This window comes from Actinotignum stranguriae (assembly GCF_051265215.1).
GTDB classification, from domain to species: Bacteria; Actinomycetota; Actinomycetes; order Actinomycetales; family Actinomycetaceae; genus Actinotignum; species Actinotignum schaalii_C.
The window spans coordinates 232,840-254,827 of the sequence record NZ_JBOZCJ010000001.1; the positions used below are offsets into that span (position 1 = coordinate 232,840).

17 protein-coding genes are annotated in these 21,988 nt (G+C 61.3%); 4 read left to right on the top strand and 13 right to left on the bottom strand.

Annotated elements, in window-relative coordinates; genetic code table 11:
- Positions 1–10: 10 nt before the first annotated feature.
- From ACRQEG_RS01045 to ACRQEG_RS01070, 6 genes are all read right to left on the bottom strand, one after another.
- The gene (locus ACRQEG_RS01045; protein ID WP_284891099.1) at positions 11–964 is read right to left on the bottom strand and encodes a ribosomal RNA small subunit methyltransferase A; all 954 of its coding nucleotides are present in this window, start codon (positions 962–964) and stop codon (positions 11–13) included.
- A 192-nt stretch (positions 965–1,156) separates the two neighbouring features.
- Positions 1,157–3,829, bottom strand: a complete 2,673-nt coding sequence (locus ACRQEG_RS01050; RefSeq protein WP_435733753.1) for a hypothetical protein — start codon at positions 3,827–3,829, stop codon at positions 1,157–1,159.
- A 108-nt stretch (positions 3,830–3,937) separates the two neighbouring features.
- Positions 3,938–4,573, bottom strand: coding sequence for an ATP-binding cassette domain-containing protein (locus tag ACRQEG_RS01055; protein WP_284903752.1), 636 nt, complete (start codon positions 4,571–4,573; stop codon positions 3,938–3,940).
- Between the two features lie 420 nt (positions 4,574–4,993).
- Entirely contained in the window at positions 4,994–5,398 is a 405-nt protein-coding gene (locus ACRQEG_RS01060) for a Fic family protein (protein ID WP_284903751.1), read from the bottom strand.
- Positions 5,395–5,586, bottom strand: coding sequence for a hypothetical protein (locus tag ACRQEG_RS01065; RefSeq protein ID WP_284903749.1), 192 nt, complete (start codon positions 5,584–5,586; stop codon positions 5,395–5,397). The genes ACRQEG_RS01060 and ACRQEG_RS01065 overlap by 4 nt, the downstream gene beginning before the upstream one ends.
- A 119-nt stretch (positions 5,587–5,705) precedes the next feature.
- Positions 5,706–6,848, bottom strand: a complete 1,143-nt coding sequence (locus ACRQEG_RS01070) for a resuscitation-promoting factor (RefSeq protein WP_284903746.1) — start codon at positions 6,846–6,848, stop codon at positions 5,706–5,708.
- A 329-nt stretch (positions 6,849–7,177) separates the two neighbouring features.
- Here ACRQEG_RS01070 and ACRQEG_RS01075 point away from each other — a divergent pair, with 329 nt between their 5' ends.
- Positions 7,178–8,032 carry a hypothetical protein gene (locus ACRQEG_RS01075; protein WP_284903744.1) on the top strand — a complete coding sequence of 285 codons (855 nt, stop codon included), beginning with the start codon at positions 7,178–7,180 and terminating at the stop codon, positions 8,030–8,032.
- A gap of 16 nt (positions 8,033–8,048) precedes the next feature.
- Here ACRQEG_RS01075 and ACRQEG_RS01080 read toward each other — a convergent pair whose 3' ends face one another.
- Complete coding sequence (locus tag ACRQEG_RS01080; protein WP_284903742.1) at positions 8,049–9,023, bottom strand: TatD family hydrolase; 975 nt, start codon at positions 9,021–9,023, stop codon at positions 8,049–8,051.
- Positions 9,024–9,099: 76 nt separating this feature from the next.
- Entirely contained in the window at positions 9,100–10,926 is a 1,827-nt protein-coding gene (gene metG, locus ACRQEG_RS01085) for a methionine--tRNA ligase (protein ID WP_284903739.1), read from the bottom strand.
- A gap of 173 nt (positions 10,927–11,099) precedes the next feature.
- Between metG and ACRQEG_RS01090 the strand changes: the two genes are divergently transcribed.
- A complete protein-coding gene (locus ACRQEG_RS01090; RefSeq protein ID WP_284903737.1) occupies positions 11,100–11,912 on the top strand; it encodes an isochorismatase family protein in 813 nt (270 codons plus the stop codon).
- Positions 11,913–11,972: 60 nt separating this feature from the next.
- On the opposite strand, the gene ACRQEG_RS01095 is transcribed toward ACRQEG_RS01090, so the two are convergent.
- The 5 genes from ACRQEG_RS01095 to rsmI form a co-directional block, all read right to left on the bottom strand.
- Positions 11,973–12,938, bottom strand: a complete 966-nt coding sequence (locus tag ACRQEG_RS01095) for a helix-turn-helix transcriptional regulator (RefSeq protein ID WP_284903735.1) — start codon at positions 12,936–12,938, stop codon at positions 11,973–11,975.
- A gap of 214 nt (positions 12,939–13,152) precedes the next feature.
- Positions 13,153–14,757: a YfcC family protein gene (locus ACRQEG_RS01100; protein WP_284889423.1), complete on the bottom strand. Its 1,605-nt coding sequence runs from the start codon at positions 14,755–14,757 to the stop codon at positions 13,153–13,155.
- 17 nt (positions 14,758–14,774) lie between these two features.
- On the bottom strand, positions 14,775–15,731 hold the full coding sequence (arcC, locus tag ACRQEG_RS01105; protein WP_284903731.1) for a carbamate kinase: 957 nt from the start codon (positions 15,729–15,731) through the stop codon (positions 14,775–14,777).
- A gap of 122 nt (positions 15,732–15,853) precedes the next feature.
- Positions 15,854–16,849 (bottom strand): ornithine carbamoyltransferase, encoded by a 996-nt coding sequence (gene argF, locus ACRQEG_RS01110; RefSeq protein ID WP_284903730.1) that lies wholly within the window; start codon positions 16,847–16,849, stop codon positions 15,854–15,856.
- Positions 16,850–17,127: 278 nt separating this feature from the next.
- On the bottom strand, positions 17,128–18,027 hold the full coding sequence (gene rsmI / locus ACRQEG_RS01115) for a 16S rRNA (cytidine(1402)-2'-O)-methyltransferase (protein WP_284903728.1): 900 nt from the start codon (positions 18,025–18,027) through the stop codon (positions 17,128–17,130).
- 137 nt (positions 18,028–18,164) lie between these two features.
- On the opposite strand from rsmI, the gene ACRQEG_RS01120 reads away from it, so the two are divergent.
- Entirely contained in the window at positions 18,165–19,934 is a 1,770-nt protein-coding gene (locus ACRQEG_RS01120; RefSeq protein WP_284903726.1) for a dolichyl-phosphate-mannose--protein mannosyltransferase, read from the top strand.
- 159 nt (positions 19,935–20,093) lie between these two features.
- A complete protein-coding gene (locus tag ACRQEG_RS01125) occupies positions 20,094–21,827 on the top strand; it encodes a S1C family serine protease (RefSeq protein WP_320757246.1) in 1,734 nt (577 codons plus the stop codon).
- Positions 21,828–21,988 lie beyond the last annotated feature (161 nt).

Genomic DNA, 21,988 nt, shown 5'->3' on the forward strand with positions numbered 1-21,988 from the left:
AATGGGGTTTTTAGTTGGGGAGTTCGCGGGCCTGCGCGATCCGCACATAATCGTCAATGGTGAGGGTTTCCCCGCGGGCCTGGGGTGATACCCCGGCCCGCTGGAGGATAGTTTCGGCGGCGGCCGGGCTGCCGGCCCAGGAACCCAGGGCACTGCGCAGAGTTTTACGCCGCTGAGCGAAAGCGGCGTCGACTACCTTAAAAACGCGTTCGCGCAGGTCATCGGTACCGGGCACGGGCCGCAAGCGCAGGTGAACAAGGGCGGAATCCACATTCGGCTCCGGGTAGAAAACGTGGCGGGAGATTTTCGCGCCGCGGGTAGCGCTGCCGTACCATGCGGCTTTCACGGAGGGCACGCCGTAGGTGCGGGAGCCGGGGGCGGCAGCCAGGCGGTCGGCGACTTCCAGCTGCACCATCACGGTGATGGTTTCCAGGCTGGGCAGGGCTTCCATGAGGGTGAGGAGCACCGGCACCGCCACGTTATAGGGAAGGTTGGCCACCAGAGCGGTGGGGGCGAAGGTCTGCGTGCTGCCGGGACCGCCAGTGCTGGCGGTTACGGTGCCGGTGGCCGCGGCCCCGGTCTGGCCAGTGCGGAGCGCAGGCGGGCAAGCGAGCTGCTCGGGCCCGGTGATACTCAGGGCGTCCGCGTGCAACAGCGCGAAATTCTCCGGAGTGCTGTGGCGGCGCGCCACGGTATCGGGGAGAGCTGCGGCGAGGGCGGCGTCGATCTCCACCGCGGATACGTAGGCGCCGCTTTCCAGGAGCGCCAGGGTGAGAGAGCCCAGGCCCGGGCCAATTTCGAGGACCTTATCCCCCGGGCCCACCCCGGCTTCCCGCACGATTTTGCGCACGGTGCCGCCGTCGTGCACGAAGTTTTGCCCCAGGGTTTTGGTGGGGCGGATATTCAGGGCCGTGCACAGCGCACGCACGTCCACCGGGGTGAGGAGGGCAGTTCCAGCCGGGATGCTGCCAGCCGGGGTATCACCGGCCGGGCCGCTACCGAGCGGTGTGCTGCCGGGCTGCGTGTTCCCGGGCGAGTCCTGTTGAGTAATATGATTGGCGACCACAGATGCAGTGTACCCGGCTAACTGACACTCTCGAAGCGAGGCCCGGAGGAATGGCCGATTCCCAGGGTTACGAAAGTCCCTTCCCGCCTCTCAGCGCTGCAAACGTAGACTCGCGCGAAAACGGCGCGGGAGAGTAGATGGGTTCACACCGAGACCGTTGATGAGAACCAGGACGACAGCAGCTGAAGAAAAAACAATCCAATACAGGCCGCGGTCCATTCCGGCTCCGATCAATGTCACGGAGACGATCCAACCAACTAAGGCACAGCACATGGCCACGATGAATGAGACACCTGCCTGCACGGTACGGATCTTCTTTGTACTCCAGCCCAGGTTCCAGTACACAAATTCTTTGAGGTCCCGCACAGCGGTTTGTTTCCTGCGCGCCAGGAGAAGCAGCACGCTCACTGCCAGGCCCGCCGCTGCCACCAGGACCACAAGCACTGGGAGCAATACTTCAACAAGAGCTTCGCCAATATCTAGCCCGCGGGCCCCATTTCGGAACCAAGCGATCATTGTTACTACTTCGCCAAGAAGCGAGCAGAACACTCCGATAAACAGTCCCTCAGCAACGGTTAACCAGCCTAGAAGAGAGATTCGCGGAAGATTCGAGCTGCTCCTTCGACTGGCGTAACGAAGCGGAAGGATAAGAAGGAGCGCATAGATAACAGCCCCGCAAACAAGTGGGATGCTTGCTAGTAATCGAGGTTGTTCCGCCACTGAAAACAGTGCCGTCGTTACAAGGGCACATGCGAGAAGAATCAGCCCCCACGCTTCTTCCCGAAGAACGGTTGCAAGGCATGAGGATGAGGACCATCCTTGATTTTTGAGAACATTGAATCTGGTTCGTCTCGCGGCAAATTCCACCGCTCCCACCACCGCGATCACGCCGATGATGAGGAAGCCGCCAGCCTGCGCGATTGAGTGCACTAGAGTGGTGAGGAGGCTTGCCATGAAATCCGCCGCGCCTAGCACAACATAGCGATGATCGACCCAGCCAAGCGCTTCTACTTCTTGACGGCCGGTCTCGCTATCGGTTTGGCCCGCAGTTTGCGGTACCCAAATCTTCGCAGTCCCGAGTGATGAGCCTGCCACTACCCTGGCATCTACACCTAAGGACCGGATTCGATCAGCCACTTTACCGATAGCTACTAGCGCATCTTCCCGAGTTAGGTCCTCAAGATTTGCGACTCGTACCCTAATGGCGTTGATCGGGAGTTCCTCTGCAAGGGCTTCCGCGCTTTCGTAAGACACCACTGCCGATGGTGGGTTCAGCGCAACACCGAGCCCCGAGCGGAGGTGGTCGATTCGTTCACTTCCCTGTATCAGGTGATTTGAAGAATAGAGTCCGAGCGCCCCGAGAGGCTCCATGCCAGGTATGTCATCGGTTTTTGTTTGCTGCGGAGTGAACTCGCCAACCTCAAAAGGTGCGCCACCGTCACGAACAACCGAGCCAAGAGAGGTGTCTAAGGGAGAGGTCGCGCGATACGTAATCTCTGCGCCACGCTCCTGCGGAGTTACTTGCGTGGCTAGAGAGTCAGACTCGTTATAAGAAGTATAAAGGGGAGCAATCCCTACGGGATTCGCCACAAAGCTAGCCCGATATTCCTCGTCAGCCTGAGCTCGCCGCGAAGCTTCATCTTCCGCTACCGTTTCTCCCGCAGGAACCGGAGTGAGTTTCGGAGCGAAAACGTTATCGGCAGTAACATAGGCCCCATTGGTATAGTTTTCAGTTATTCGCCCATAGGTTTCACCACCCTGTTCTGGAAGAGGCAGCAAAAACGCACGCGAGCCAAAGGGGCCATTGTCATGCGCCAGATCAATGTTTTGCTCGACTGTGTCCACCGCGTTTCCATGCTCGTCAATGCTCTCTATGGCAACAGAAATAGAGATATTCGGTGAAAACTCCTGGTTAGCAACGTATCCAAATATCTGAGAGTTCATTCCGTATGCCCGCCACGGGACCGGGCGGCTACGTTCTGCCATTCCTGGCATTGCAGCGAGCGGCGCAATCACCTCGCTCCCTTCTCCCGATCTTGCTTCCTGTGCCAGAGAAAGGTCTTGCTGAGTAACTACAACGCCGTTGGGAAGAGCCGCGAGATCATCTGCGCTAAGAGGATCTCCAAGGCCCAATTTACGTTCAACTACCTTGTCAAATTCAATGAGAGGATTGAGCCATTTTCCCGACGATCCCAAAAGTTCACGTTCCGATACGGGATCTACTACTGCGACACTGGTTGCCACATCGGGCAGCGCAAAAGCCGTGAGAAGAACCGAGTTTTCATCCGGGATGGTGACACTTGGATAGTGATACCGGTAGAGCTCTGGTCGCATGCCTATATGCGACTGAATTCCAGTGGGCTCACCGCCGGTGGGCGTGGGCCGAGCAATGATTCCTGTGGCATCGAGGTCATATTGCGCCGTCCCTTTATCCAGAACCTTAGTTTCTGCCTCAAGCACTTGCCACGTGACGCGATAACTCTTCACAGGCGACGTTTGGAAATCTATTCCATCTGAGGCAATTTGCGGAAGTACCCAAAATCCTTTGTAACTGCCGAGAAAACCGACCGGTGCCGCCACTGACACACCCTCAATTTTTCTCACTTCTTCTAGTATTCGCGATTCCAGCTCCGGCAAGGTCTGCGCTGCATAGTTTTGTTCCAGCAGCGTCATTCCGGCTTTATCACGTGAAGAATAGAGACTCTCTCCTGCCTTTTTATCTGTGACCAGAATGTCGTAACGTCCGCGCCATTCGTCATCCATTTTGGCCCCGGCGAGGGAGTATGCCATGTGCGAGGCAAACACCCACGCGAAGCAAAACAGCGCTATGAGCACGTAAACAGCACTGCGCTTCCAACTGGGCCGGAACATTTACAGGCTCACTTTCGTGTCAGCAATGGCCCCAATCACGTCATCGTGAGTGGCGACAAGAATACCGGCTCCCCGCCGTGCCTCCAGCTGTAAAATCTCGGCAACCGTTTGCGCGTTTCCCAGATCAAGCGACGAGGTGGGTTCATCCAAGATCAATAGATCAGGTTGCTTTGCAAGCGCCCGTGCCAGCGCTACCCGCTGAGCTTCACCACCCGAAATCTTCGCTCCCCGACTATCCGAAATATCTGCGACGCCAAGCTTTTCCAGCCATGAGTGCGCCGTCGCTTTGTCAGCTCCCCCGCACATAACGTTCTTGAGAACAGTAAGGTCGCCTAGTAAAAGCGCTTTCTGGTCCACGTACCCAATATTTGCGCGCCGGATATGTTGCGCTTCGCTTTCACGCAAAGAACCGAGATCCCTATCGCACCAGGAGACTCTTCCCGAACTGGGAGGCAGCTTTCCATATGCCACATCGAGGACGGTACTTTTCCCCGAGCCCGAGCGGCCACCTACCGCTGTAATGCTCCCGGGCTCTACCGAAAAAGTAAGATCATCAAAAATAACCTTATTCGGCTTGCCAGCTACCGAATACACCAAGCTCACAGCTTCAAAACCTATGAGGGTCGTACAATCCATTTTTAACCGCCTCCCTTCGAACAGCTATTTACGGAGCATGTGATCTTATAAGACCCCTACCCCCGGTTGGTCACGCCCACACAACCAAGCAGAGATACACAATAATAAGAATCACAGCCGCCACTACCGCTATAAGCAAAGCAATTGCGCGGCGCTGCTGCCGGACAACTACACCACTGGAATCCGGTGAACCCCCGGAAGCCTCAGAACCCTGTGCGTACCCAGATTCCCCAGAATCTCCAACCAGGAATTTCCCCCACGCCAACCCGGCACCCACGAGGATCACGAATTGAATAACCCAGACGTACCAGGGTAGCCCCCATGACCGCAGCCCAACCATCGAGATCAGCGTCAACCCGCCAGCCAGTATCGTGCTTCTCACCACATTCATGGTGTAACTGTATACCCGGATAGTCACGTTTATTCAGCTTCCGGCACTGAGGGAAAACTATTGACTAACCCCGGCCGCGCATTCTCTTTGAGTAGCTCGGTTATCTGTTCCAGATCCCGTAATTGACCTCCGGCGACAGCGAAACACATGTCAGCTAGCGCGTCGTCGTTCATCATCAATGCGAAGCCGAACTCGTTGAGGGTAGCTTCGCATAGTAGCGCCCCGAGCCGCTTATTTCCGTCAAAAAGCGGGTGTTGGGTTTCTACTTCCAGCAGGATTTTCGCGGCTTTTTCGTGCGGACTCGGGTACAGTTCCACACCGTACATTTTCCCGAAGGTACCCTGGAAGCAGGAGCGCAGTCCGGCCCGGGAGCGCACATAAAATCCACGCCGCGCCAGCCAGCGTTCCACCGCGAATTCGTTGAGCCGCCTCAATTTCCCAAACGCTCCATCGCGGTAGCGCGCTTGGAATACAGTGCATCAAGCTGGTCCGCGACCTCAAGCTCGCTGCGAAGAGCCGCCAGGCTTTCGCGTAACACCTGCTCTTCGCTCATGCCGTAGCGAGCCGCGATATCCGCAATATCGCGCGCTAGTTTTTCACTAATCGTTATCGTGGCGCTCATAATCATGAGCGTATAAGCCGCCCGGCACCAGCGCAATACCGCTCTTGAGTAGCGGCGGTTGCGTAACGGCTGAGGGCTGCGGGCTTAAACCTTAGAGCTGCGGGCTTAAAGCTGCAGGCTTAGTACCACCCGCGGGAATTGGAATGCCCGAGCGCGGCGCAGGGGCTGCCGTAGCGGCCCTCAATATAACCCAGGCCCCAGCGGATCTGGGTGGCGGGATTGGTCTGCCAATCGGCACCGGCGGACGCCATCTTGGAGCCGGGCAGCGCCTGCGGAATACCGTAGGCCCCCGAGGAGCTGTTTTCGGCCAGGTGATTCCAATTCGATTCCCGGTTCCACAGCGTGACCAGGCAGGAGAACTGGTCCTGACCCCAGCCGTAAGCGGAGAGCATACCCGAGGCGATTTCCTGGGCGGTGCCGGCCGGAACCACGCTGGCGCTCCCGAGCGCCGCACTGCCACCGTCACCGCTCGCGCCCGCCACCGCGGCGGCGCTTTCCGAGGTCCCCACCTTGACCACTTCATCCATGCGGGCCTGCTTGACCGCGGAGAAGGTCAGGGTACGAGCAACTTCCTTGCCGTTTTCCACCCGGATTTCGTAGGTATTGGCAGAAATGCCATCCTTGCCTTCCGTTTCCACCTTGGTGGTGCCTTTGGCAAGCGCGGCGTCGTCGACCTTGGTGGAACCGTGCGCGTCCACCACCTCTTCGGTGACCACGCGCTTTTCCACCCGGGTGATGGTGACCTTCGCGCCGGGGGTGACCGCTTCGGCGAGGCTCTGCGAAACAACGTCATCCCCGGAAACCGTGATCCCGGCTTCCTGCAAAGCTTCCCCGAGAGTGCCCGCCGTGGTGGTGAGGGTGCGTTCTTCGCCTTCAAAATTAACGGTGAAAGAGTATTCGGAAACCGTAGCGCCGGCCGCGCGCGCCACCGGGAAACCATCCGCGTACGCATTGGCGGGCATGGACATATGCGACATCAGGCCGATACCACTGCCGGCCAGCAGCACGGCCCCGAGCGCGGCAACTCCGCGCCGGCTGAGCGGGAAAGCGCTGAGCTGGGCGTTCGCAGCGGTATCCTCCACCGCGGCGGGTGCCTGGAACGCGGTGCCGGTGGCCTGCGGCCGAGTGGCCAGCGCGGCCTGCACCGCCTCGCTCACCGCGCCGCGTTCCATCATGAGAGCCCGCGACCGCGGACCCGGGGTACGAACCTCAGCCCGAACGAATTGCTCGAGTCCCATTCCCTGTGCGCTGTGACGCCCCACTAAACTTCCTCCGTTGCTTGCGCGAGGACCCTCCGGCCTCGCTTTTATAACGAAACTATATCGAGTGTAATCATTTCGTAACATTTGGACAACGATTCGGAGAGGAAGGCTCGTTTTTCTTGAGATTTTCAAGAACGCTCATGCGGTTGTTACGTGATCTTTCCGCGGATTCTTGCGGTTTTTGCGCATGTGGTACGACGACGCCGCCAGCTGGCACATCGTAATCTGAGCGTTATTTCACATTGCCGGGGAGGGCTGGGGAGGCCCTGGCGGGGAGACTTAGCTAACGCGCCGCCAGCGCGGGCGTTACATCGATTACATTTAAGGCTATGAGCACTCAATATCCCGGATACGCACAGCAGCCTGTTCCTCCGAGCTACCCCGTTCCCTCCGCATCGAAGCGTGGCACCGGCGTGCTGCGCGGCCTGGCGGCTCTGACCACCGCGCTGAGCATCGCTCTTATTATCTTGTGCTTCACGCCGGTCCTGGCCCTGGGCGAAGATAATGCCTCGATCTTCGGGCTGGCGCATCCGGGTGGCGTGTGGCTGCCCGTGATCCTATACGGTGTCGGATTGCTCCTCGCGCTGCTGGCGGGAGTGCTCGGTTTGTTCATCACCGGCCGGGCAGCCCAGGCTTTTTCGTGGCTGGCGCCGCTGGGCGGGGCGATCACCCTGGGTGGGCTCGTGGCGCTCTCCTTGGATAGTTCGGTGGGTGCGCTCCGCGAATTCGGGGCGCAGTACACCGTGCTTTTCTGGGTGACCGGCGCGCTGGCCTTGGTTCTGGCACTGGTGGGGATCACGCAGGGGGTGGCTGCGGGAACGGCCGCTAAGAAATCCACGCGCCCCGCGTACCCGGGTTATCCCGGCTATCCCGCAGCGCAGCCCTACGGGCAGGACTATCCGGCGCAAGGGTACCTGAGCCAGGGCGCGCCGATGCAGGGTTATCCGCAGGGCTACGGCCAGGGCTACCCGGGTCAAGCTCAGTATCAGGGCCAGCAGCCCTATGCCCAGCAGTACCGCCAGCCCTACGGCCAGAATTACGGCCAGCAGGCTTATGCACAGCAGGGATACCCGCAAGGTAGCGGCCAGCCGCAAGCCCAAGCTCAGCAGACGGCTTCAAGCCAATCGGCTGCCCAATCCGGGCCGTCCGCCCAGAGTCCCGAGTCGGAAAGCCCGCAGAACTAACGAACCGCAAAGCTAACTAGGCCGCGCCCAGTTCCCCGTACACCGCCCGGGTGTTCTCCAGGAGCTGGGCGCACCAGTCTGCTTCGCTCACGCCGCGCAGCTCGGCCCCGAAACGTACCGTCCACGCCATCACGTAGGGTGCGTTGGGGTGGCCGCGCCAGGGCACCGGCGTGAGGTAAGGGGCATCGGTTTCCGCGAGGAGCAGCGCCGGATCAAAAGCTTGGAAGGCCGCGCGGAGTTCATCATTGGCCGGGTAGGTCATTTGCCCGCCAAAACTTCCGTACCAGCCTTCCTGGTTGCACAGCTCGGCAAGCGCGGCGTCACCGGAAAAAGCGTGGAAAACTACGCGACTCGGGGCGCCGTCACGGCGCAGTACCTCCACGCAATCGGCGTGGGCTTCGCGGTCGTGAATCTGAACGGGCAGGTCGAGCTCGCGCGCGAGGGCGAGGTGGGCGCGGAACGCCTCAATTTGGGCGGCGCGGCCCTCCTCGGAAGTGCGGAAATAGTCGAGCCCGGTTTCCCCAATAGCAACGACGGCGCTGGAGCGGGCCGCCTCCGCCACCCGGCCAATGGCATCCTCCAAGCTGAGGGCGTGGTGAGCGGCAAGCTCCTGGGCTAACCCATCCGGGCCGGTCGCGGTGATGCCGCGGTGCCGGGCGGCCTCATTGGGGTGAATCGCGAGCGCGGCGGAAAAGTGGGCGCGATCCGCTTCCGCCACCGCAACCGTCGGCAGCAGATCCGGGACCTCGCAGGCGCAGGTAATGGCGTGGCAGACCCCGGCGGCGTCCATGGCGGCGGCTTCCTCGCTCGGCAGCATCCGCCCGCGCGGCGGGGTGAGCGCCTCCCCCGCCGGCACCCAAATATGGGTGTGGTTATCGATAACCGGGCCGGCAAGCCGGGCCGGAGCATCGGGCAGGTACCAGCGGCGGGCCCGCTTTTTCTCCTTCGCGGAAAGGGCCGCGAATTCTTCCGGCGCTAATTCATTGCGCACGGCACCATTCGGAACCGCTCCATTCGCAACTGCTCCATTCGGTGCCACGTCACGCGCGGCCCCGTCCCGCACCGATTCATTGCGCACGCTTAGCCCTCAACAACGCGTCGAGGCGCTCCAGTTCCTCATCAACCACGCTGGTATCCAGCTTGGTGAAAACCGGGGACGGCTTCGAAATCGGGGTGCCAACCGTAACCTCAACTCGCGCCCACGGATGCGGATCGGAATAATCCCCGGTAATAATCGGGTAGGGCTTACCGGAATCCAGGTCGGTGACTTCTTCCAGGCGCGGCATCGGGGCAATATCACCGGCACCGCCCAGCACCCGGTCCACCGTATTCGAGGAATGCGGAAGGAATACGCTCATCATGGTATTGAGATCAGAAACCACCTGGATGAGGGTGTGCAACACCGTGCCCAGGCGTTCACGCTGGGAAGGATCCTTCATCTTGAAAGGTTCGGTCGCGGAAACGTAACCATTGGCCTCCCCCACCAGCCGCATAATTTCCGTGAGCGCGGCGCGCTGGCGGTGCGCGGCAATGGCATCACCCACGGTGGTGAATCCGGCTTCCACCGCGTCCAGGAGCTCCCGGTCCATATCCTCAAGCGGCCCGGCCGCCGGGATTTCCCCGAAGTTCTTGGCGATCATGGCCGCGGTGCGATTGACGAGGTTCCCCCAGCCGGCCACCAGCTCGGAATTATTACGCCGCACAAATTCCGCCCAGGTGAAATCAGCGTCGGAAGTTTCCGGGCCGGCAATGGAAATAAAGTAGCGCAGCGCATCGGGCTGGTAGCGCGAGAGTACATCACGCACATAAATAACCACACCCTTGGACGAGGAGAACTTCTTGCCTTCCATGGTGAGGAATTCCGAAGCCACCACCTGGGTGGGCAGATTAAGCGCACCTAAATCCCCGGGCTGGCCGCCGCGGCTCCCCTCCCCGTTATAGGCGAGGAGTTCGGCCGGCCAGATCTGGGAATGGAAAACAATATTATCCTTCCCCATGAAGTAGTAGGAGCGGGCCTCCGAATCATTCCACCAGGCCCGCCAATCCTCCCGGCTCCCCACTCCGCGCGCTTCACGCCGGCGTGCCCATTCAATAGAGGCGGATAGGTAACCGATAACGGCGTCGAACCACACATAGAGGCGCTTGGAGGGCTGATCTTCCCACCCGGGTACCGGAATGCCCCAGCTAATATCCCGGCTCATGGCACGGGGGCGTACATCCTCCAGGAGGTGCTTGGAAAATGAGATAACGTTCGGGCGCCACTTCCCAGATTCTTCCACCTCATCAAGCCACTGCCCCAGGCGCTCCGCCAGCGCCGGCAAATCCAAGAAATAATGCTCGGTTTCGCGGAATTGCGGGGTCTTCCCGGAGACCTTGGAGACCGGGGCGATAAGATCCTGCGGATCGAGTTGGTTACCGCAACTATCGCACTGATCCCCACGGGCCGAGGTGTTACCGCACAGCGGGCAGGTGCCTTCAATATAGCGATCCGGGAGGGTGTTCCCGGTTTCCGGATCGAAGGCAACCGGGGCGGAGTGCACCACCATGTAACCGTTATCCCGGCACACCTCAAACATCTGCTGCACAACCCGCTCGTGATTAACCGTGGTAGTACGGGTGAACAGATCGTAGGAAAGCCCGAGCGCCACGAGGTCCTCCACAATAATGCGATTATTGCGGTCCGCGAGTTCTTCCGGGGTAATTCCCTCCGCGTCGGCCGAAACCAAAATCGGGGTGCCGTGTTCATCGGTACCCGAGACCATGAGGACATCCTCCCCCACCATGCGCATATAGCGCGAGAACACATCCGAGGGAACACCGAATCCAGCAACGTGACCAATATGGCGCGGGCCGTTGGCATACGGCCAGGCAACAGCGGAGAGAATATGAGTCATGGCCACCATTCTACTAGCGTGCCGGCGCGCGTGCCCGCTAGCTGACTTCCGCGCGCGCCCGCTAGCGCGCCCGCATCCCCGCGCCTAAACTATAAGGGCGCGGCGCCACCATTGCGTTAAACCAGCCGGCCGCCGCGCACCGCGTGATGACCCGCTTCATCAGGAGGATGACTATGGATGAGACCCGCGCACTCATCATTGTTGATGTACAACCCACATTCTGCGAAGGCGGCAGCCTCGGGGTAGATGGCGGTAACGCCGTTGCCGAACGCATTGCAGATTTCGTCACCGATAACGCCGAGGAATACGCTCTCATCGCCACCACCCAGGATTGGCATATTGATCCGGGTCCGCATTTTTCCGAGAATCCAGATTTTGTGGATAGCTGGCCGCCCCACGGCGTGGCCGATACCCCGGAGGCGGAGCTGCACGAATCCATCGCGGCACTTCCTATCGACGTGCAGTTCAAGAAGGGCCAGTACGCCTCGGGCTATTCCGGGTTCGAGGGCACCGATCCGCAGGGCAATCTCCTCGAGGACGTGCTGCGCACCGCCGAGGTCACGGATGTGGACGTGGTGGGTATTGCCGAATCGCATTGCGTGCGCGCCACCGCCATCGACGCGGTCCGTAACGGTTTCCGCACCCGCGTTTTTTCCGACCTCACCGTGCCCACCTCCCCGGAACTCGGGGCCGCGGCCCGCGTGGAGATGGACGAAGCGGGCGTGGAGCAGCTGCATTCCTCGGAGGCCTTCGGTTTCTACGAAGAGTCTGAGGTTCCGGATGAATTCGATGATCCGTACGACGACGCCGCAGCTGGCGAGGAGGAACTCGAGCACCTCGATGAGGATTACGAGCTCTACGAGGACGATGATTTCGATGACTACGCCGAAGAAGACGAAGATATCGACTTTTCGGATGAGGTCAATGAGGCCGATTTCGATTTCTCCGATATCGACTACCGCCCCGGAATGGACTCCGCGAAATAGCGCGGCTGTACCAGCCGGCCAGCCCTGTGCCAGCCGGCCAGCCGGCCCGCGCGCGGCCCGCTAAACCGAGCGCCAGAAGTCTTTGACCAGCTCCTCGCGGTTAGCCACCTGGCTTTTCTTGAGGATATTGTGCACGTGCACCTTCACCGTGGAGGGCGATAGATAGAGCTCGCTAGAAATCTGGGAATTTGTTTTCCCGCGCATGAGGTAGCCGAGGACTTCTTCTTCGCGCTTCGATAGCCCGCGCGCCTGGGAATAGAACACCAGGGAGGATTCGATGAAATCTTCCTCCAGGTGATTGACGGTTTCCGGGGGCCGGTCGAAGTGGATGCGCAGCACCCGCACCCCGAAACGCATCACGTGGATCACCCAGCAGATGTACATGAGGTTTTCCAAGAAATTGCGTTCAGGAAGGAAGGCCAGCGCGGAAGCGCTATCCGCGTGGGGAGCCACGAGGAAAATAAAGGTAATATTCCAGGCGAAGGTTCCCAGTACCGCCACCCAGGTAGCAACGTAAAGCCAACGGTGGCGGCGCTGGCGAATTTTCTCCACCCCGGTGGTGGCATGCAGATAATTCCACGTTGCCACACTGAGGATCCCGATCACCACGATGCCGCGCATGGAGAAGAAAACGAATTCCCGCCAGGCCGGATCGGGAATCAGCAAAGCCCCGGCACTCCCCACAATAAAAATCCCGGCCGGGATGAAAGTGCTGTGCCACTCCACTTTCGCTTCCGGTTCCGTCATGAAGGTGGCGTAGGTCAGCCAGATAAGCCCCATGAGCAGCGCCCCCAGGGTGATGGATTCCAGGGGCGCGGTGATGTGGTAGACGCTGTCAATATTGCGTGGATGGGTGAAGTCCGTGCGGGCCACGGTTGCGACGTCGAAAAAATACACGAGGAAAAGGGCGGCGCAACACACAAACATGCGACGGCGCGAAACGAGATAACACGCAAGCGCCGTCGCCGAACCCATGAGGATGAAGAGTCCCACCATCCAGGTGTAATAAAACAGTCCTATCGTCATTGCACAGCTCCGTTGCCTTCACCACGCGATTCCGCCACGGTTGCCGGCCACGCGGGATCGCGAGCGCGAGTGTCTCGCGCCACACCGTTTCATTATAAAAGTATTAACCGCCACGCCGAAATACCGGGCCGGCGGAATGCACGCTGCGGCCCCGGCGGTACCAAGCCCGCCGGAGCCGCGCGTTTCGGCTATTTTTTAGCCGTATTCTTCGCGCCTACGCGCCGTAGATAAGCACCTGAGCCACGCAGGCCACCCCGCCGAAGCCGAGTACGAAGAGCACCATCGGCCACACGAAGCGGAACCAATGCTGGTACTTCATATCGAGCATCTGCAAAGTTGCCATGACCAGGCCCGTGGGTGCCAGGAAGAGCATCGCGTACTGACCCCATTGATACGCACAAACGATGATCCACCGCGGGATACCCACGGCGTCGGCCAGCGGCGCCATAATCGGCATGGCCAGCACGGCCAAACCGGAGGAGGACGGCACCACAAAACCGAGCACGAAGAAGATCAGCAGCATAATGATAATGAAGAGCGGGCCGGACATCCCCGAGACCAGGTTCGTTGCCGAATGGAGCAGGGAGTCGGAAATGAGGCCGTCGTTCATCACGATATTGATGCCGCGCGCCAGTCCGATAATGAGCGAAACGCCCACCAGGCTGGAGGAGCCTTCGATGAAAGCGTCCGTCAGCTGTTTCTCATTGAGCCGGTCCTTCCCGAAGAGGGAAATCGCCATGACCGCGATGGTAATGGTGAGGAAGGAGGCCGCCATGGTCGGGAACCACCAGCCCATGGCCATAACGCCCCACACCATAATCGGGAAGGCGGATACGAAGAGAACGAGGATGATTTTCTTCTGCCAGTTGAAGGCGGGAACATCATCGGCGTGGGTGGTCATCGCCCACTGCTTCTCGAAAGCTTCGTGATCTTCGTAAACGTAGGACTTCGTGAAGTCCTTCTTAATCATTTTTGCGTAGCGGTGCAGGTACCACACCACCACGATGGCACCCACGATACAGCCGCCCACGCGCCAGATAATGCCGTCCGTGAAGGGGATACCTGCGGCATTGGAGGCGATCACCACGGAGAAGGGGTTGATCGTGGAGAAGGTGGTTCCCATGGATCCGGCCAGGAAGATCGCGCCCACACAGATAATGGAGTCGTATCCCATGGCCAGGAATATAGGGACCAGAATCGGGTAGAAGGCCACCGCTTCTTCTTCCAGGCCGCACAGCGATCCGCCTACCACCATGAAGACGGATACCGCAAAGACGAGGAGGAATTCGTGGCCCTTGGTTTTCTTCGTCAGCGCGATAAGCCCTGACTCGAATGCACCTGTTTTTCTCACCACCCCGATGAGGCCACCGAGCACGAAGATGAAGACCATAATGTCCACCGCTTCGATCGTGCCGTGCACCATGGCGACCGGAATATCGGCGACGCTGGCCGGATTCTGCTCGAGGGACTCATAGGATCCCGGTACCGAGATCGGCTTATTGAGGGCCCCAGAGGTGAATTGGGAAAGGTCAATATCCATGCCCAATTCGCTCAGGGTGTCCTGGGTGCCGGGGTATTCCTTGGTTTCCCCCTGCGGGCTGAGCACGGAGAAGGTGCCGGTATCCGAGCTGTAGCTCAGCTTGGCGTAGGAGCCGGCCGGCACCAGCCACGTGGCGATAGCCGCCACGATGGTCAGGAAGAAGAGGATCGTGAAAGCGCCCGGGATGGTTATACCGCGCCGCTTCTTGCGGGGTGTTGTTGTGCCGGTGTCTTCGTCGGCCCCATTGCCGACGGGGGCATCGTTTGTGCGTGTTGTCATGATTGTGTCCTTCGGACTTAGGCGATGATCGCGGTGCCGCTCTCCCCGGAAATGCCCTGTTCGGCCTTTTCCAGAGAGGTAATAATGGCGCGCTTGCCAGCCACGCCGTCCACGAATTCGAGGCAGGCTTCCACCTTGGGCAGCATGGACCCGGGGGCGAATTGTTCTTCCTCGATGTACTGGCGGGCCTGAGCCACCGTCATTTCGGGCACATCGCGCTGCGTGGGTTTGTTGAAATCAATGGCGACCGCGTCCACGGCGGTGAGGATGAGGAGAGTATCGGCGTCGACCTCCCGCGCCAGCAGCGCGGCGGTGCGATCCTTATCGATGACGGCCGCGACTCCGCGGTATCCCGAGCCTTCCTTGACCACCGGGATGCCGCCACCACCGGCCGCGATCACGATGGTGCCGGCCTCCACGAGCGAGCTAATAACATCGCGTTCCACGATGGAGACGGGGAGCGGGGAGGCCACCACCCAGCGCCAGCCGCGTCCGGCATCCTCCACGTATTTGTTTCCGGTTTCCTCCATGAGGACCCGGGCCTGTTCTTCGGTGAAGAAAGCCCCCACCGGCTTGGTTGGGCGCCCGAAAGCGGGATCTGCGGCGTCGACCTCCGTTTGGGTGACCACCGAAATAACCGGGCGGGCAATCTGCCGCGCCGCGAGTTCGGCCTCGATGGCCTGCTGGAGGTGGTAACCGATATAGCCCTGGGACATGGCGCCGCATTCGGCGAAGGGAATCGACGGTGTTTCCCCGGCGGCCGCGGAATTATCGGTCGCGACCTTGATCATGCCCACCTGCGGGCCGTTCCCGTGGGTGACAACGACGTCGTTGCCGGTTGCCACCAAATCCACGATGGAGCGGGCGGTTTCCTTAATAAGTTCGAGCTGCTGCTCCGGGGTTTTCCCGAGCGCATTGCCGCCTAGCGCAACCACAATTTTTTCGCCGGCGGTACGGGTGTTTTCCTGAGTCATCTTCTGTCCTTTTCACGCGCGGGCGACGCGCCGCGGGGTGGCCCTGCTACCTGCAGCCAGCTCCCCGGCGCCGTCGCCCGCGCTACCTGGGCACGGCCGCGCGGGCACGTGCCTGAACCCTCCTAGGAGAGGGTTGCGTACATAACGGCCTTAATGGTGTGCATGCGGTTCTCGGCTTCGTCGAAGACGCGCGAGCGCGGACCTTCGAAGACCCGGTCTTCCACTTCCATTTCCGTCACCCCGAACTTCTTGGCGATTTCCGCGCCGATGGTGGTGTTGGTGTCGTGGAAGGAGGGCAGGCAGTGCATGAAGATCGCTTCCGGATCGGCCTTGTCCACGAGTTCCTGGGTGACGCGGTAGGCTTCCAGCTCCGCGATACGCGAGGCCCACACTTCATCCGGTTCGCCCATGGAAACCCAAATATCGGTGTAGAGCACGTGGGCGCCGGTGGCGGCCGCCGCGGCATCTTCGGTGAGGGTCACGCTGCCGCCGGATTCCGCGGCGAGTTCCTTGCAGGTATCGACCAGCCACTCTTCGGGCATGCGATCCTTCGGGCCGCAGGCCACGAAGTTGAGGCCCAGCTTGGAGCAGACCACCATAAGCGAGTTCGCCACGTTATTGCGCGCATCGCCGAAGAACACAAACTTCTTGCCCTTGATGCCGTCCTCGAAGTTCTCCTGGACGGTGAGGATATCGGCGAGCATCTGGGTGGGGTGGAAGAGGTCGGTCAGGCCGTTCCATACCGGCACCCCGGCCTTGGCGCCCATTTCTTCCACGAGTTCCTGGGAGAAACCGCGGTATTCGATGCCGTCGTACATGCGGCCCAGCACCCGGGCGGTATCCTCAATGGATTCCTTCTTGCCCATCTGTGAGCTGCCCGGATCCAGGTAGGTCACGCCCATGCCCAGGTCCATGCCGGCCACTTCGAAGGAGCAGCGGGTGCGGGTGGAGGTCTTTTCGAAGAGCAGCACAATATTCTTGCCTTCGAGGTAGCGGTGCGGGGTGCCGCTGAGCTTGAGTTCCTTGAACTGCGCGGACAGACGCAGCAGGTAGCGGATTTCATCGGGCGTAAAATCGAGCAGCTTGAGGAAGTTGCGTCCGCGGATATTGACAGCCATTGTCGTTCCTTTCCTAGCGCGGTCCGTGGTCCCGTTCGGGCAGACCGGCCAGCGGTAACGGGGTCTTCTTTGGCCCCTGGGATCACTGTTGGCTGTCCAACCCGTACCCGCCTCGCGGCGAGAGGATCATGTCCCGGCCCCGGTTCCCCGGGTGTTGTTTTTACTGTGCATGATCCAGGTCACGCGCGCTAGGAAAATCCGGGTGGAGCGCGGGTGGAACGTGGTTTAGCTCCGTTTTTCAGGCCCTAAACCCCACTAAACCCGCGTATTTCCGCGCTTTATTCGCCCTGCTCGAGGGCGGCGCGGTAGAGCTCATTCGTGCGTAAACCGGTGCGCGCGGCCACGAAAGCGGCGGCATCTTTGCGGCGCAGACCGAGCTGACACAGTTCGGCGACGTCGCCCACGGCCCGCGCACGCACCTGCTCTTCCCTTTCGGCCGCGCTACTTCCTGTTACGACGACGACGATCTCTCCCAGGGCCCCTTCGCTGAACCGCTGCGCGAGTTCGACCAGGGGCCCGCGCACGATTTCCTCGTGCGTCTTGGTGAGCTCCCGGCAGACCGCCGCTTCGCGCCCGGGGCCGAAGGCGGTAACGAAATTGGCGAGGGTGGCCCCCAGGCGGCGCGGGGATTCGAAGAAAATCATGGTGCGTTCTTCGCTTCGCAGTGCCGCGAGCGCGGCGGCCTGTTCCCCGGCTTTACGCGGGAGGAATCCTTCGAAGGTGAAACGGTCAGTGGGCAGGCCGGAGGCGACCAGCGCGGTGAGCGGGGCGGAAGGGCCGGGGACCACGGTCACGGGAATACCGGCTGCGCGGGCCCGTACCACCAGGCGGAAGCCGGGATCGGACACGGAGGGCATACCCGCATCGCTGACCATGAGGACGCGCGCGCCAGAACGTGCCAGGTCAATAAGGTGGGCGCCGCGTTCGGCTTCATTATGTTCGTAATAGGAGAGCACCTGGGCGCTCACCTCAATATCGAGGCGGGCGGCGAGCTGGTAAAAACGCCGGGTATCTTCCGCGGCCACGGTATCGGCCCGCGCGATTTCGGCGCGCAGGCGCGGCGAGGCATCGGCGTCATTTCCAATGGGGGTGGCGGCAAGAACAATTCCCGCGTGCTGGCTTTCGTTCTGACCGGGGCGGTGCCCCTCGTGCTGTCCGGCATCCTGACCTGTGCTCATTCTGCTATTCTGCCACGCGCTCCGGTGCCGCGGCCGTGCGCCCACGGCGCCGGGCCGGAACGCAACACACGCGTGCGGCACCGGCCGCCACGGCCAGCGCCACCACGCGGGCGCACAGTTATCGATAGAATCCGCACGTGAGCGAAAAACTAAGCGAACCCATCGGGCGCCTCCCCCGCGAGTGCGCGGAGCGCTACGAAGACGAGCTGCGCGGCCGGCTCGGGCTGGCCCCGCGCGGATTAGAGTGGCTCACCCGCGGGGAAAAACGCCTGGGGTGGTGGATCACGGGAGCGGTCACGCTTATCGCCGCCCTCACGCGTTTCTTCCGCCTGGGATTCCCCGACCGCCTCATGTTTGACGAAACCTACTACGTCAAGGGCGCGAATTCGTTGCTGCGCCTGGGCTACGAGGTGGATTGGCAGGGCGGCACGGAATTCGACGCCGCTTTCGCCGCCGGCGACTTCTCCCACACTTCACCGGCCGGGGACTACGTGGTTCATCCCCCGCTCGGGAAATGGATCATGGCGGTAGGCCAAGCACTTTTCGGGGAAACCTCCCCCGTCGGCTGGCGTTTTATGGTGGCGCTGGCCGGTACCCTCGCGGTGGCGCTCCTGGTTCGCGTCGCCCTGCGCCTCTTCCTCAATCCGTGGCTGGCCGGAGTGGCCGGCATCGCGATGGCCCTGGACGGCATGGGCATCACCCTCTCTCGCATCGGAATCCTCGATAACCTCCTCGCTTTCTTTGTACTGGCCGGATTCTGGACGCTGCTGCGCGACCGCGATTGGACCCGGGAGCGCCTGGCCCACCGGGTGGCTTTTGGGCCGGTGCGCGCGGACGGCCGCCCGGCCGCCTGGGGCCCGCGGGTCTGGTGGCGCCCCTGGATGCTGGCCACCGGAGTATTCCTGGGGCTGGCCTGCGGGGTTAAATGGTCCGGTATTTACGCCGTGGCGGTTTTCGGTCTGGTGGCCTTCTTCTGGGGCATGGCGGCCCGCCACGCGGTGGGCCTGCGCCTGTGGGTAGGCGCGGCGGTTTTCCAGGAAGGAATTCCGGCTTTCGTGCATCTGGTTCCCACCGCTGCCGCCACCTATGTAGCTTCGTGGTTCTCCTGGTTCCGCGATAGCCGTTCCTGGGGGCACGGCTGGGCGGCGGGCGTGCGCGAGAGCACCCCGGAGGCCCTCCCCTTCCCCTGGCTCCCCAATTCCTTCAACGATTTGGCGCACTACCACAGCCAAATGTGGGATTTCCACAACGGGCTCTCCACCCCGCACACCTACCAATCCTCGGTCTGGCAGTGGTTCGTGCAATGGCGCCCGGTCTCGTTCTGGTGGCCCACCTCCGAAGAAATGGCCGGCCAATGTCCGAGCGGCGAGCGCTGCGTCCAAGCGGTCACCTCGGTGGGCAACCCGGTGGTGTGGTGGCTGGCGCTCCTCGCCCTGGTGGTGGTGCTCTGGGTGGCTTTCACCCGTTTCGACTGGCGCGCCTGGGCAATCCTCAGCGGCTACCTCGCCATGGCCGCGCCGTGGTCGCTGTACATGGACCGCACTATTTTCCAGTTCTACGCCGTTGCTTTCCTTCCCTTCGTGGCCCTCGCCCTCACCTACGGCCTCGGCTATATCACCGGCGCGCTGGGCGCCCCGCACGCGCGCGGGAACGGGAGCGTGCGTGCTGATAGGTACGACGACGCAGCCTGGGGCCACGCGGACTTTATCCGCGATGAGCCTCCTGGTGTATGCGCCTATCCCGTGCGCTGGTGGCGGTGCCGGATTAGCCGCCGCACGCTCGCGGCGTGCGGCGCCGTCGTCGTTCTTATTATTCTGGCGGCGCTGTTCTGGTACCCGATCTGGACCGGGCAAACGGTTTCCTATGAGTTTTGGCGCCTGCATATGTGGCTGCCGTCGTGGATTTAGCGCGAGCGGGCGCGGGACAAGCGGCAAACTAGCGATGCTCGCATTTTCGGACAACGTTCAGAAACTTTCCAGACTCGGCGGGCATGCTACCCGATGTGACCGGACCACCGCGGCAGCCGCGGCGGCGGCTAGGTGCGGAGTGAGGAAAGGACGTTTCACATGACAGATGAGTGGCGTAATGACTCGGGTGAACCGGGCGCGCAGCAGCCGAATGCGAACCCTGCCGGACAGGGCCAGCCGAACGTGAATCCGAGCCAGCCCAGCGCAAGCCAAGCCGGCGGCGCGCAAAATGCGTGGACGCAAGCCGGCGGCGCGCAATCGAATAGCTACACGAATGCGTATCGCTACCCCAGCGCTCCCTCCACAGGGAACACTTCCGAGCAGCCGCCCTATCCGGGCAGTTCGGCTGGCAGTTCCGCGGGCGCTAACGCAGGCAGCCCCGCAGGCAGCCCCGCAGGCAGCTATTCTGGCTACGCCGGCGGGAACTACACCGGGAACGGATACAGCGGGGGTTATTCCAGGACCTATCCTCAGGGCTCTCATGGCACGTACCAGGGAACTTATCCCAGTTCCTACCCCGGTGCCTCCCAGCAGCAGTCCGGCTACGGGTATAGCTACGGCGGACAATTCGGGGCCGGAACGCAATTCGGAGCAGCGCCGCAATTCGGCGGCACATCGCCATTCGGCGGCGCCCCACAATTCGGGCCAGCGCCGGTCAAACGGCGGTCGAAAGGCACCACCGCCATTCTTGTCATTATCGGTATGGTGGTCGCGCTGCTCGTGGGCACCGGGGTGGGATATTTCGGCCTGGCTCCCGAACCGCAGGCGAGCTCGCCTTCCGTCAAAGACCCTTTCAGTTTCCAATACAATGACGGACTGACCGCCCCGAATGACGGACGCCAGCAGGGCGGGGCCGAACCGTATATGCCGATCCCGCGGGATTTCCCCACCCAGTTACCGGGTGGTAACCACGGCGCGGATGGGCCGATTGACCGGGGTGAAAAAGTTAGCCCGGCGGGTGTGGCCATTATTAACGCGCGAATGGGATCCGGCATGGGTGCCGGCAGCGGGATTGTCCTCACTGCGGACGGCCAGGTGCTCACAAATTACCACGTTGTTATGGGATCGGATGCCATCCAGGTCGAAATCCCGGCAACCGGGAAAACCTATGCTGCCAGCGTTATCGGGCATGATGAGAAACGCGACGTCGCACTTCTGCAGCTCAAGGATGCTTCCGGGCTCACCCCGGCAAAAATTGCTAGCACCCCGGCTAAGCAGGGCGATAAGGTCAGCGCTGTGGGCAACGGGCGCGGCCAGGGCTATCTCACCGAAATTAAAGGCGAGGTAACCGGGCTGGGCACGGACGTACGGGTGGCTACCGAGGACGGCCTGAGCTTTGACACCCTCAAGGATATGATCGTCACGGATGCCGATGTGGTACCGGGTTACTCGGGTGGGCCGATGATGAACGCCCAGGGTGAAGTGGTGGGAATGAATAGTGCAGCTTCGCAGGGCACCACCTCCGCCCAGGTGTACGGCTTCGCCATTCCTATTGAACGCGCCCTGTCCATCGTGGAGCAGATCCGCGCCGGGAAGAGCGACGATAGCGTGACCGTGGGCAAGAATGCGGCCCTCGGGATTACCGTGGGACTCAGCGAGCAAGGTCGCGTGAGCGTGCTGGCCGTCGGCCCAAATTCCGGGGCGGCGAAGGCCGGTGTGAAGGAAGGCGATACGATTCTCAGCCTGGACGGCCAATCGGTTTCGAGCCCGGCCCAGGTAGCCAAGCAGGTGCGCACCCATAAGGTAGGGGACACCATCACCCTGGAAATTTCGCGCGGCGGCGGTGCCCCGCAAACCATTGAGGTAACACTAGGCGAATCGCCGGTCAACTAAACGGTCAGAGACACACGGGAGCCGCACCCCCATAGAACTGGATCACCGGAACGCGGCAGGGATACCAGAAGGGGCTAATAGACAAATGGTGGGTCTTATATCCGGGGTTTGCCCTGCCATAGCAACGAAAAGTCAGCCTTATTGAGCTCGAGTACCTCAAT

Excerpts from the sequence above, each read along its gene's own strand:
- metG (WP_284903739.1), bottom strand. The coding sequence starts at position 10,926 with ATGACTCATATTCTCTCCGCTGTTGCCTGGCCGTATGCCAACGGCCCG.
- rsmI (WP_284903728.1), bottom strand. The coding sequence starts at position 18,027 with ATGAGCACAGGTCAGGATGCCGGACAGCACGAGGGGCACCGCCCCGGT.
- ACRQEG_RS01050 (WP_435733753.1), bottom strand. The coding sequence starts at position 3,829 with ATGGATGACGAATGGCGCGGACGTTACGACATTCTGGTCACAGATAAA.
- ACRQEG_RS01095 (WP_284903735.1), bottom strand. The coding sequence starts at position 12,938 with ATGACGATAGGACTGTTTTATTACACCTGGATGGTGGGACTCTTCATC.
- argF (WP_284903730.1), bottom strand. The coding sequence starts at position 16,849 with ATGGCTGTCAATATCCGCGGACGCAACTTCCTCAAGCTGCTCGATTTT.
- ACRQEG_RS01100 (WP_284889423.1), bottom strand. The coding sequence starts at position 14,757 with ATGACAACACGCACAAACGATGCCCCCGTCGGCAATGGGGCCGACGAA.
- ACRQEG_RS01055 (WP_284903752.1), bottom strand. The coding sequence starts at position 4,573 with ATGGATTGTACGACCCTCATAGGTTTTGAAGCTGTGAGCTTGGTGTAT.
- ACRQEG_RS01125 (WP_320757246.1), top strand. The coding sequence starts at position 20,094 with ATGACAGATGAGTGGCGTAATGACTCGGGTGAACCGGGCGCGCAGCAG.
- ACRQEG_RS01065 (WP_284903749.1), bottom strand. The coding sequence starts at position 5,586 with ATGAGCGCCACGATAACGATTAGTGAAAAACTAGCGCGCGATATTGCG.
- ACRQEG_RS01075 (WP_284903744.1), top strand. The coding sequence starts at position 7,178 with ATGAGCACTCAATATCCCGGATACGCACAGCAGCCTGTTCCTCCGAGC.
- ACRQEG_RS01090 (WP_284903737.1), top strand. The coding sequence starts at position 11,100 with ATGGATGAGACCCGCGCACTCATCATTGTTGATGTACAACCCACATTC.
- arcC (WP_284903731.1), bottom strand. The coding sequence starts at position 15,731 with ATGACTCAGGAAAACACCCGTACCGCCGGCGAAAAAATTGTGGTTGCG.